The sequence below is a fragment of the Spiroplasma endosymbiont of Phycita roborella genome, assembly GCF_964031195.1.
Classification (GTDB): Bacteria; Bacillota_I; Bacilli_A; order Mycoplasmatales; family VBWQ01; genus Spiroplasma_E; species Spiroplasma_E ixodetis_A.
The window spans coordinates 14,854-27,298 of the sequence record NZ_CAXIQJ010000002.1 but is presented as its reverse complement, the minus strand read 5'-3'; the positions used below and the strand labels follow the sequence as shown (position 1 = coordinate 27,298).

Here is a 12,445-nt window from a genome sequence, read left to right as displayed (position 1 = left end):
TAATATTTATAATAAAAATATAGTTGTAAAAATTTTAGATTGCAAGAAAAAAATAAAAAATATTGCCATTAAATAGCAATATTTTTTATTATTTGGAAGAAAAATAGTATTTTAATTATTTTCTTCTTTTTTAAATCAATTATCAACAGTTTCTCTTATTGGTGCAAATCCTTTACCATTTTCTTCAATTGAAGAATTATTCTTTGCCACTAATCCTTGTTCTTTTGTACTTAAACTTAATTGTTGTTTAGTATGATCAATACCTGTTATTTCTGCTTTAACTGATGTACCAATTGTAAAATAATCACTAACATTTTTAACAAATTTAGGGGTAATACGACTAATGTGAATTAAACCAGAAAATCCATTTGGACACTTACAAAAAACTCCAAATTCCTTTATTCCAGTTGGAGTTACGGTAATAATGTCACCAACTTGAAATTGTTGAACATTTGATTCATTTTCTTCATTTTTAATAATTGTACTCATAATAAGTTAATTCCTCTTTCTTTTGTATAATTTAATAATACATAAAAATATTATAACATTATATTTAATCTTGAAGTTAAAATTAATAATATTAATTTTATGAATTTCTAAACATTAGAATGAGAAATTATTAATTGATTTTAAATTTAAAGATTATTAGAATATTAAATTTGTTAGCAACTTGTTTGTTTTTAAAGAAATGAATGTTATTTGTAACAATATCACTAATTTTTTTTAATATTTTTCTTTATTTTATACTTAAAACGGTAATTTAAAATAAATATTTTTATTTTATAAATATTATTAAAAATATTGGAATTTATTATAGTAATCCAGATTTTTCAAGTAATTCTTCTAGAAAAGTTCCCTTGATTTTTTTTAATGCACCTCTACGGAAAATTTTTAAGATGAGAGGAACTTGTATATCATTAATTTTTTTCTTATCTCATAAAATATGAGTTGAATTCAATAGTACTCTAATATCATATGCTGAAGCAAAAACTTCTGGTATTCCTCTATCAACGTTTAATAATTTATAGACGGCTTCCATAGCAGTTCTCACTGAATATTCGGTTGTAAAAACTGTATCATCTTCAGTTTCACTAAAATTACCAATAAATGCTAAATTTTTTGAACCTTCTGGAACTACTAAAGGACGATCACCAATTTCTCTTGGCATAAAATATGAGGTAATAAATGGCATATAAACTGGTACCACATTACATGAGTTTTTAGCAAGTTCAAAGATTTCTTCTTCAGGAACACCAATATGATATAATCACTCTTGAGCTATTTCCATGCCAGAACATTCAGTAATACTTTTTTTAATATTGGAATGGCAACCCTTTTTAGGACTATTTTTTGGTAGACATTTGTTTTTGATAACTAATTGGAGTTAGGTAGTTTAGAGTACTGTGAATTCTTATGTTGTTATATCAATTGATGTAATCAAATAATTCTAATTTTAATTGGATTAATGATGTAAAATTTTTATCATTAAATAAAGGGAGAATGTCAAAAATCCGGAATAAATTAAATCGTTATAGTCTTATTATTATGTTAGACAAGAAATAATTTGGATTTTTATGAAATTGTATTTAAATAATATAATTTTTTTAACTTAAATGCAACTAAAATACTTATTTTTAAAAATTACTAAAAAATTAAAAAATAAATTTAATATTTATACACAACAAAAATTCTTATTAAAACACATTTAATAAGTTTTATTCTATTTTGATTTTTAAAAAAAAGTTAAATTTTAATTTATAATAATTGTATCTCTGTATTTATTTTATTACATTTAAAAATAACCATTTTAATATAAATTGAAATATTATAAGTTCTATTACCAAGCATTTCTTTTAAAACATGTCAAATATTAGTTTCAGTAAAGCAACCAATATTTCATTTTGCACCTTGATTTTCAATACCTTGTTTATTATTTTTAAAATATTTTTTCTTTAATTTTTTATGATTATCTAATTCTTTATATAAATAATCAATTAATTGTTCATATTGACCATTATTAATTAAATTTTTACAGTAATTATATTCTTTTAAATATTTTCCTTTATTTCCCGCCATTATACCAAGATATAATGTTCTAATTAAATGGAATTTATCTAAAACAAACTGTGCACCTAAATAATCAGCAACATCTTTAATTCATCCTGCACTATCACCACAAATAATAATTTTTGCTTGTTCAATGTTTTCATAAAATTTTTGACAATGTTCTTTAACAAATTCAGCAGTTTTTTTAACGCCAATTGCTGTTCTTGTTGGTCTAATAATTGCTTTTACTCTTTTATTTTGTACTTTATGATTAATATTATCTGTATATGTTACTATTAATCTCATAGAGTGTTTTGTACCTTTACGTTTAAAATCTCAAAACTTTCGATGTCCATCATCAATTGCTACAAAAATAGGTTGATTTTTTTCTAATTTTACTTTTACTGGATTTGCTTCAATTACTTCTAAATTTTTAAAAACTCTATGAACAGTACTAACACTAATACCTGCTTTTTTACAAATAGCACAAATATCATGATATCTTTTTCCATCAGCAAAATATTCAATAATAGTTTGTTCAACATCTTCACCAATTCTTTTATATTTAGGTAATTCTAGTCATTCATCAACTAAACAAACACGAACTCATTTTTGTAATTTTTCATCAAAATATTCATAAATTCTTCTTTTATAAGTTACTAATCCATACATTATTTTTCTTGTTCGATATTGATAATCAACAATTTTATATTTCTTTTTATCTCTTGTATTTTTTATTCTTCAATCTCATTTTTCTCATTTTTTTCTTATATGTTCTAAAACTAATTTATCAATTTTTGCACTTTGTTCTCTAAAATTTCATTTATAATTAAAATTCAAATTTACTTCTCCTAACTATTTTAAAAAAATCTAAATTTATTGTAAATATATTTAAAAAATTAATTTACTTAATTATTGTATACATATATAAGTGTAATTTAAAATTAAATAAAAAAAATACTTTCATATTTAAAATATAATAAACAATTTCAATATAATTAATAGTATAGGTATCATAAAATAAACGCCTTTAATTTAGGCGTTATTTTACGTTTAAAAGTATAATTGTAAAAATATCAAAAAATAAGTATAATTTAACAATAAAATGTTAAGAGATAAGGAGAAATTAAAATGGAAATAGGAAAAATAGAAATTTTAAAAAATAAAATTCAAGAAATTCAAGAAATGATTAATTATATAAATATTATAATAATTAAAGAGAAAGAAAAAAATAAACCCAATGAATATGATTTAAGAATTTATTCAAGGGAAATTGTTAGTTTTGAAAAAGAACTAGAAATTTCTAAAAGAAAGTTATCAAACGAACTAAGTAAAATTACAGAATTAACAGAACTAACACCATTGTTACAATTAAATGATATCAATATTATTAATTCATATAAATCTATTAATAATCAAGAAAAAAGTAGTAAAGTTTTTATTAAAAATAATAATTGTGTAATATCTTAAATTTCATTTAAAAATAGGAGTAAATTATCATGAACAAAGAAAAGTTATTAAAAGTTGTAAGTAACTTAAAATCTTTCAAAAAGATTTTGAAAAATGAATGTTATCTGTCAAAATAAAAATTGTAGTAACAAATGAAGTAATATTGTTTTATTAGAATTAAAATCAACAACATTTAGTCTTTTTCTTTGTGAAAATCATGCAATTAATTTAGAACATGAATTATTACCAAAATGATTAAAAACTTGTGAAGAGTTAAGAAAAAATAATAAAATAAAAAAGGAGCAATTTAATATGAAAACATGAATAAAAACAAATTTAAGTAAAATAACATTAGCATTAGCACTAACTGGTGCAACAACTGGAACAATTGGTTTAATCATGGGGGGTGCTTAGCCATAATGTAGGTACTAATGTTAAACATTATTTAACACGAAATGGAGAAATGGTATATGGAACAACTACTATTTGAGTTAATACATATACAAGTGAAAATATTTTTCAATTATATTTTTCTAAAAAACCAAAACATGAAGATGATATAAAATGAGATGGTAACTATCCTGATTGATATTTTGATAATTAAATTTCTAAATTTATATAAGAAATATTTTCATTATATTTATCAAATAAATTAATATTATTTAAACTTATTTCTTGTTTATCAGTTATTAAAATTAAGTCATAATTACCAGCTCCAAATATTCCACTAATTTCAATCCTATTTAAGTTATTAATAGGATTTTCTATTTGTAATTCAAATTCACTATTATTATCAACTTTTAAAATTTCTTTATAAAATTCCAGTTTAGAAAATAATTGTGATTTATTAGAACCATATAAATTTAAAGCATTTTTAATTTTAATTTTATCAATAATTACTCTTGTAAAATATTTTCCATATTCACCATTAGCTAATGTTCAATCAGCAGGAATTAATGAAGGTATGTTATTACTTTCTAATTCATTTGTAATAGATAATCAGTTAAATTGATTATCATCTAACTTAAATAATTCATTTTGACTAATATCATTGTTTTTCAATTTAATGTTATTAATATCGGTAAAATCAAAATATGGAGATTTTAATATTACCTTTACATCTTTAAATTGTCAAATATCTATTTTACTAGGTTTAATTGGAGTTGATTTTAATTCAAAATAATAAGGCAATAATATTTTATTATCATCATTTAATCCTTTATTAATTGATAATGATGAATAAATATATTTTGATAACATAATAAATACTTGTTTAAATATTTGTATTTGTGGTAAAGTTATATAATTTGGATATTCAAACTCTCATTGTTTAAATAAGTTAGTAATTATTTCATCGGGTTTTTGTCCTGAAAATGTATCATGTAATTCTGCCATTTTATTTGTTGGCTTACCTTTATCATCATATTCTGCACCATTAAAATTTCTATTATAGTTATATGTATAACTTAGCATATCTAATAATAACTGTTGTAAACTATCAATAGTTGGCGCATCTTGTATTTCAATTGCTATACTTTTAAATCTATTATTGGTTGCAAGATAAACATATCATCCTTCATTACTATAAGATAAAACTTTTTTATCTTCTAAATGTATTTCGTGTTTTAATGGTCAATTACCATCTCAAACAGCACCCATTTCTCAACCTAATCAAGTATCAGTTACTCTTGCATTATTAATAACTTCTTTTCTTGTTATAGTACCAGTACTAATTTTAATTAAGTCTAAAACTGATTTTTCTTGTCCAATAAATTGTTTTGCTAAATTTCATGGTAATATTTGTTCACTAAATCATTGTTGTAATATTCTAACTTTTGGTTGAGTTTCAATAGGCATTGATAATAGCGGAAATGCTATCTTATCTTTGACAAATAACTTTGGGTATACTTCCATATTGTCAACTTCACCAAGTACCTTTATATTGCCAAAAATCATGCTTCTAGGGGCTTTAATTTTTAAACCAATTATTTTTGTATCTTTATCTAATGGTTTTTGTAATTTAATAATTATTGGATAACCATCTCTTGTTTTAAAATCTTTAATTTTAATAATAGTAATACTTTTAGTACTTCTTGTTTTTGGATTTTGATAAGGTTGAGAATAATTATTAATGATATATAAATTATCAATATTATTTTCAGTTAAGGGTTCATTAATAGATACAGCATATAACTTAAATTGATTTAGTAAATTTATTTCTTGAAAAATTAAATTTTTAATATCAGTCATACTATATTCAATTGTATTATCATTAATATTTGTGCTTGCTCTTTGATTTAATTGCATAGTAAAATCAGATGTTTCAACTGCAATAGTTTTTAATACTTTATTAATATCAATAAAACCAATTTTAATAGTATTTGCTGAAAATTTTAAAGTATTATTTTCATTATTTTTAAATAAACGTTCAATTTCATAAATATAAATTGTTCTTTTTTTAAATTCATCGTATGCTCTATTAATATCGGGGTCACTAGTAGCACCCATCATATTAGTAAAGTCATAAGGAATATTATCAATTAAATAATCATTTTCTACTTCTGCTTGATTAAGTTTAGTTTGTTTCTGTGGAAACTTCGTTTGTGGTTTGTTGTTGTTTTCCATTGTTCTCTCCTATTAATTGGTTATTTTCGGGATTAAATAATTTTAATTTAACTTTTAAATTATTAATTTCTTGTTCATCATTAATATTAAATGTTTTACTATTTAATAAATCTTTATCTAAACGTACTAATATTTGAATAAATTTAAGAATATCAATATTAAATTGCCATAATTTTTGTTCAATATAATTAATGGTTGAAATATTTACAGCTGTACTTTCGGGAACTGATTGTTGTGCAGATTTCTTTTGACTTGGTATATGAATACCACAACGTTTAAATATTTCATTAACATTTCAATCATATATATCAGTTAAATTTTTACCTTTAAAATTACTATTTGTCATATTGATATTTTCGTTTTGTTCATTATTATCTCCACCACTTTTAAATATGTAGTTTTTAGTAACTAATGTTCTTACTGCTTCTTCTAATGTTGATTGAACATTACCATAAGTTTGACTAAATATAAATTTAGGTGAATTTAAAATAGTATCTAGAACAATTTGTTCATAAATAACATCTAATGCTTTAATTTTATCCATTACTTTATTACAATCTGCTAACTCATTTGCTTTATTTCGCATAATTGCTATTGGTATATAATTAATATTTAGTATTTGTTCTTGTTCTAAATTTGGATTATTAATGAATGATTTAAAATCTAATGGAAATTGTTTTTTATTATCATTAATACTATAAATTGCACGATTAATAGTTACTTGTTCATTATTTAATGTATAAATTTCAAATAATCTTACAATTTGTGCATTTTGTTGATAACTATCATAAAAAATAGTACATTGAATTAATTTACCAGTAATATCATAAACTCTTTGTTGTATGTCAACTACTTGAAAATATAAGTCATCATTTGCAATATAAATTAAATAACCACTAATTCCTAATTTACTTAATTTAAAAATAGAATTTCAATTTTTTCTATAAAATTCTTGTTGAATTAGATACTGTTTAATAGTTTCATTATTTATTTCTAATGGAGCATTATATAAATTAGCATTATTTTCTGCTACAAAATCAGTAAAATAAGTTTCATGATTAAAATCATTAAAACCAAAATAATTTAAAATTGAAGCATGAGTACTTTTATTTTTATTAGTTAAAAATTTTACTTTTTCATTTTGATTATCACTAATATTACTTTTATCTTTTCTAAAAAATCTACCTAACATAATATTCACCACCTTTTTAAAAGATTTGATTAATTTTTAATACAATTTTTACAATAATGAATATAATTAAACCAGCAACCGCAGAAGATAATAAAACTCCTATTAAACCTAAAATAATTTTTATAATTTTAAAAAACATAATATTATTCCTGTAATTCTTCTAATTTTCATACATTACCTTTTAAATTACCTTTTCCAGTATAAATAGTAATCCATTTTGCATGTTGAACTGATAAAATTACTATATTAGCACTATCATTAAAAGTTTGTATTTGTACACCAGCAATTTTTTTATCAGTTATAATAAATTCTTGAATAGTATAAACTGGATTATATATACTTCAAGAATAATAAACTCTATAATGTTTATTCTCTTGAAAATCATAAGTAATTTGTCAATTATCTCATTTATTTTTTTCTCTTGTTCCTACTTCTTTTCAATTTGAACCACTTGGACTTGGTGTTGGAGGAATATCTTTTAATTCAATATCTCAAATATTTTCTTCAATTTCATTAGTTTCTAAACTTCTTGAATTAATTTTTAATTTTGGTTGAATATCTATTTTAATAGTATCTTGTAATTCTTCTAATGAAAATATATTTCCATATTGTTTATTTCCTCCAATAATAATTAATTGACTTTTATTACCATCAACAGTTCCTAATTTAATAATTAATGAAGAATCTTCATTATCAATTTTACCTTTAATAAGCATATAATCTCCACCTATATGAGTAGAACTAGATTTAAATTCTATTTTTAGTTTTACACTTGTTTGATTAAAAAGTGGTTTATCTCATGTTATAAATACTCTATAATATTTATTAAAACTAAGAGCAAAATCTTCTGATGTACGATTATCAAGACTTTTACCTATTATTTTTCAATTTTCTTTTTCTTGTTTTTTATCAATATTACTTTTATTTTCATTAATAGCACCAGCAACAGTTTTATTAGTAGTTTCTAAATTAGGAATTTCTTGACCAACAGCATTTATTTGAAATGCAATCGGAAATTGTGCTTTTGTATCTTCTAATTTTTTATCTACTTCTTCTTTTTTATAATAATCTGATAAATCTACTTTACCACCAGTAGCACTAATTTTATTATTTTCATCAATAGTTATATTAGTACCAGCAATTAATTTATCTTGTTTTTTATCTAATAAATTATTAGTTTCTATTTTTGTATAGTAATCACGTTCAGTATTTTCTTCTGCTATAAATTCAGTTGGTGTCCCAGTTCCTTGATATTGATATATATTATGAATTATTGGTGTATACTTTTTTGTGCTATTAGTAATAATAAACTTTATTAAATCAACATCATATAATAATGTTACTTTGTCAATATTAACATCAATATTTTCAATTATTATTTGTTTTTGTTCTATTTGACCATTAGTAATTCTTATATTAGATTTAGTTAATTTATTATTACTTATAATAAGTTGTTTACTATCAATAAAATAATATGTTCAATCAATAATATATCATGTATCTATTTTAATATTTTCATTTTTAACTTTCTTTCATAAAGGACTAGTTTCAATATTAAATCAATTATTTTTAACATCATTAATATTTTCATTTGCTTTAATTAATTCAGTATTTAATTTGGTAATTTCATTTTCATTAGTAGTAATTCGTTTTTGTTGTTTAGCAGAAAAATCACAAGTTGGTGCATGTGTATAATCACCTTTGTGGAAATGTTTAGTAATTTGAGGATATTGTTTATTTCATTTACTTTCAAACGATTCTAAAGCTTGCATTGCTTGTTCTTCACTACATGCACTATAAATTGGTTTTAAATCTGCAACTAGACCTTTTCGATGTTTGTATGAAACATATTTTAAACTATTTCTAATTTGATGAACAATGCATAATTGATGTTCTGTTTTAGGATAAACTGATTGTATTGCTTCTGACATGCCTGTTAAATTATCACTACAAGCAATAAGAATATCATTTAAGCCACGATTTTTCATTTCTGTGAAATTAGATAATCAAAACTTAGAACCTTCATTTTCACTAATTCATAATCCTAAAACATCTTTTTTGCCTTCTAAATCAACTCCTAATGCTATATAAACTGATTTGTTAATAATCCGTTTATCTTGACGTACTTTAACTACTATACAATCAAAATAAACAATAGGATAAATACTTTCTAATGGTCGATTTTGTCATGCTTTAACATCATCAATAACATCATCAGTAATTTGACTAATAACACTTTCACTAATATCAGCACCATGATATAACTCTTGCAACTGCATTCTAATGTCAGATAATGTCATTCCTTTTGCATACAAGGAAAGAACTTGTTGATCAAAACCATCAAATCTTCTTTGCCTTTTAGGAACTATTACAGGAGTAAAATTACTATTGCGATCTCTTGGTACATCAATTTCAATTTTACCTTGTTGAGTTATTAATTTTTTTGAACTTGTACCATTACGAGCATTTTCAGTAGTACTATGTTGATTTTTTTCATATCCTAAATAATTTTGCATTTCAGAATTCAACATTTTTTCAACTAATCTTTTTGTTAATTCTTTATATAAACCGCCAGGTTTAAAAACTGTTGTTAAATCTTCAGTATTTTCTAGTAATAAATCTACTGCTTTTGATATTGGATCATTATTATTAAAGTTATCTTTTTTAGCCATCTGTAACTCACTCTTTCTAGTCATTTAATTATATTTACTAGAATTAATTAAACATAGTTATTTTTGTAAGTTACACAGATTACTAAACATTTCCAAAAACAATTTAAAAATGCATCTTAAAGATGCATTTTATTGTTATTTTAAAAATTAAAGCTTAAAGCAATTATTTAATAATTGCTTTAATTTTAGTAGCAATAATATCAATAGCTACAGTATTATGAAAATCAAAAGGAATAATAATATCAGCATAACGTTTAGTTGGCTCAACAAAAGCATCATGCATAGGTTTAACAGTTAATGCATATTGTTGTAAAACACTGTCAAGAGTACGATTTCTAAAACTAACATCTCGTTTAATTCTTCTTAGTAGTCTAGTATCACTATCAGTATCAACAAAAATTTTGATAGTAGATAATTCACGAATAATAGGATTTTCTAAAGCAAAAATACCATCCAGAATGATAACGTCACCCGGACCAATAATCTCAGTGTTTTTACTGCGACTATTGATTTTAAAATCATAAATAGGCTCTTCAATAGCATTGCCGAGTAATAATTGTTCTAAATCATGAATTAATAATTTCATATCAATAGCATTAGGGTGATCAAAATTAGTTTTTTTTCTTTCTTCAACTTTTAAATTACTAAGGTCATGATAATAATTATCCATTTGTACAAAAATGACATTTTTTTTATTACAAGCTTCAGCAATTTTTTCTGCTACTGTTGTTTTTCCTGAAGCACTGCCGCCAGCGATAGCGATTAAATTAATTTTTTTATATTTCACATTTATCTCCTAAAATTTAAGATTGAGTTATTTTATCAAAGTATGATTGTAAAATAATAGCAGCAGCCAATTGATCTTTAACTTGTTTTCTTTTATTTGAAGAAACATTAGATTTAATTAATATTTGCTGCGAAGAATAGGTAGTTCTTCTTTCATCTTGTAAAACAATATTTAGTTTATCATTATTTTGTGTTAATTTAAATTTATCAATAAAATTTAAAACAATTTTTGCGCTGGGGCCGACTGTGCTATCCATGTTTAAAGGGTAACCAAAAACAAGAATATCAGCATCATATTCTTTAATAACATTTTGGAGTTGGATAATAGTATTATTAAAATCATGCTCTGGGAAACGAATAGTTTTTCAAGAAAAAGCAATTTTTCCTTCACCACGAGCAAGTCCTAATGTTTTACTACCTAAATCAATGCCTAAATATTTCATAAATTTATTATACTTAATATTTTTTTTAATTTTAATAATATATTAATTTTATGATAAAATTTGAAGACAGAATTAATCTAAATTAGTAACTTTGTAAAACAAAGATACACAGATTATTAAAAAGCCTCCAATTTTTATATCAAGATTTAGTAATTTGAGTATATTGTTTATTTCATTTACTTTCAAACGATTCTAAAGCTTGCATTGCTTGTTCTTCACTACATGCACTATAAATTGGTTTTAAATCTGCAACTAGACCTTTTCGATGTTTGTATGAAACATATTTTAAACTATTTCTAATTTGATGAACAATGCATAATTGATGTTCTGTTTTAGGATAAACTGATTGTATTGCTTCTGACATGCCTGTTAAATTATCACTACAAGCAATAAGAATATCATTTAAGCCACGATTTTTCATTTCTGTGAAATTAGATAATCAAAACTTAGAACCTTCATTTTCACTAATTCATAATCCTAAAACATCTTTTTTGCCTTCTAAATCAACTCCTAATGCTATATAAACTGATTTGTTAATAATCCGTTTATCTTGTCGTACTTTAACTACTATACAATCAAAATAAACAATAGGATAAATACTTTCTAATGGTCGATTTTGTCATGCTTTAACATCATCAATAACATCATCAGTAATTTGACTAATAACACTTTCACTAATATCAGCACCATGATATAACTCTTGCAACTGCATTCTAATGTCAGATAATGTCATTCCTTTTGCATACAAGGAAAGAACTTGTTGATCAAAACCATCAAATCTTCTTTGCCTTTTAGGAACTATTACAGGAGTAAAATTACTATTGCGATCTCTTGGTACATCAATTTCAATTTTACCTTGTTGAGTTATTAATTTTTTTGAACTTGTACCATTACGAGCATTTTCAGTAGTACTATGTTGATTTTTTTCATATCCTAAATAATTTTGCATTTCAGAATTCAACATTTTTTCAACTAATCTTTTTGTTAATTCTTTATATAAACCGCCAGGTTTAAAAACTGTTGTTAAATCTTCAGTATTTTCTAGTAATAAATCTACTGCTTTTGATATTGGATCATTATTATTAAAGTTATCTTTTTTAGCCATCTGTAACTCACTCTTTCTAGTCATTTAATTATATTTACTAGAATTAATTAAACATAGTTATTTTTGTAAGTTACACAGATTACTAAACATTTCCATTTGATCGTGTTTTTAGTTCAAAACAAAATTT

General features: G+C 22.9%; 11 protein-coding genes and 3 pseudogenes. 3 read left to right on the top strand and 11 right to left on the bottom strand.

Translation table 4 applies throughout. The features are described 5' to 3' along the window. Window positions 1-111: 111 nt before the first annotated feature. From AAHM95_RS00570 to AAHM95_RS00555, 4 genes and pseudogenes are all read right to left on the bottom strand, one after another. Window positions 112-489, bottom strand: a complete 378-nt coding sequence (locus AAHM95_RS00570) for a S1 RNA-binding domain-containing protein (protein WP_252318945.1) — start codon at window positions 487-489, stop codon at window positions 112-114. 322 nt (window positions 490-811) lie between these two features. Continuing rightward, window positions 812-1,318, bottom strand: a pseudogene (locus AAHM95_RS00565) (oleate hydratase); the annotation flags it as partial. Window positions 1,319-1,343: 25 nt separating this feature from the next. After that, window positions 1,344-1,493, bottom strand: a complete 150-nt coding sequence (locus AAHM95_RS00560; protein WP_425289617.1) for an IS3 family transposase — start codon at window positions 1,491-1,493, stop codon at window positions 1,344-1,346. A gap of 262 nt (window positions 1,494-1,755) precedes the next feature. Beyond that, window positions 1,756-2,886 carry an Mbov_0401 family ICE element transposase-like protein gene (locus AAHM95_RS00555; RefSeq protein WP_342273808.1) on the bottom strand — a complete coding sequence of 377 codons (1,131 nt, stop codon included), beginning with the start codon at window positions 2,884-2,886 and terminating at the stop codon, window positions 1,756-1,758. Between the two features lie 291 nt (window positions 2,887-3,177). On the opposite strand from AAHM95_RS00555, the gene AAHM95_RS00550 reads away from it, so the two are divergent. The 3 genes from AAHM95_RS00550 (at window position 3,178) to AAHM95_RS00540 (ending at window position 4,099) form a co-directional block, all read left to right on the top strand. After that, a complete protein-coding gene (locus AAHM95_RS00550) occupies window positions 3,178-3,516 on the top strand; it encodes a hypothetical protein (RefSeq protein WP_338978532.1) in 339 nt (112 codons plus the stop codon). 93 nt (window positions 3,517-3,609) lie between these two features. After that, entirely contained in the window at window positions 3,610-3,909 is a 300-nt protein-coding gene (locus AAHM95_RS00545; RefSeq protein ID WP_338978534.1) for a hypothetical protein, read from the top strand. After that, window positions 3,902-4,099, top strand: coding sequence for a hypothetical protein (locus tag AAHM95_RS00540; RefSeq protein WP_338978536.1), 198 nt, complete (start codon window positions 3,902-3,904; stop codon window positions 4,097-4,099). Before AAHM95_RS00545 ends, AAHM95_RS00540 begins: the two co-directional genes overlap by 8 nt. Here AAHM95_RS00540 and AAHM95_RS00535 read toward each other — a convergent pair. From AAHM95_RS00535 to AAHM95_RS00505, 7 genes and pseudogenes are all read right to left on the bottom strand, one after another. Then, the gene (locus AAHM95_RS00535; protein WP_342273807.1) at window positions 4,096-6,120 is read right to left on the bottom strand and encodes a hypothetical protein; all 2,025 of its coding nucleotides are present in this window, start codon (window positions 6,118-6,120) and stop codon (window positions 4,096-4,098) included. The genes AAHM95_RS00540 and AAHM95_RS00535 overlap by 4 nt on opposite strands. Continuing rightward, the gene (locus tag AAHM95_RS00530; RefSeq protein ID WP_342273806.1) at window positions 6,071-7,312 is read right to left on the bottom strand and encodes a hypothetical protein; all 1,242 of its coding nucleotides are present in this window, start codon (window positions 7,310-7,312) and stop codon (window positions 6,071-6,073) included. The genes AAHM95_RS00535 and AAHM95_RS00530 overlap by 50 nt, the downstream gene beginning before the upstream one ends. A 16-nt stretch (window positions 7,313-7,328) precedes the next feature. Beyond that, on the bottom strand, window positions 7,329-7,451 hold the full coding sequence (locus tag AAHM95_RS00525; RefSeq protein ID WP_255495889.1) for a hypothetical protein: 123 nt from the start codon (window positions 7,449-7,451) through the stop codon (window positions 7,329-7,331). A 1,444-nt stretch (window positions 7,452-8,895) separates the two neighbouring features. Further along, a pseudogene (locus AAHM95_RS09625) lies at window positions 8,896-9,984 on the bottom strand (IS256 family transposase); the annotation flags it as partial. 163 nt (window positions 9,985-10,147) lie between these two features. Continuing rightward, window positions 10,148-10,771: a uridine kinase gene (udk, locus tag AAHM95_RS00515; protein ID WP_174481256.1), complete on the bottom strand. Its 624-nt coding sequence runs from the start codon at window positions 10,769-10,771 to the stop codon at window positions 10,148-10,150. Between the two features lie 16 nt (window positions 10,772-10,787). Continuing rightward, a complete protein-coding gene (gene ruvX / locus AAHM95_RS00510; RefSeq protein ID WP_342273804.1) occupies window positions 10,788-11,213 on the bottom strand; it encodes a Holliday junction resolvase RuvX in 426 nt (141 codons plus the stop codon). 97 nt (window positions 11,214-11,310) lie between these two features. After that, window positions 11,311-12,318: pseudogene (locus AAHM95_RS00505) on the bottom strand (IS256 family transposase); the annotation flags it as partial. Window positions 12,319-12,445: the final 127 nt, after the last annotated feature.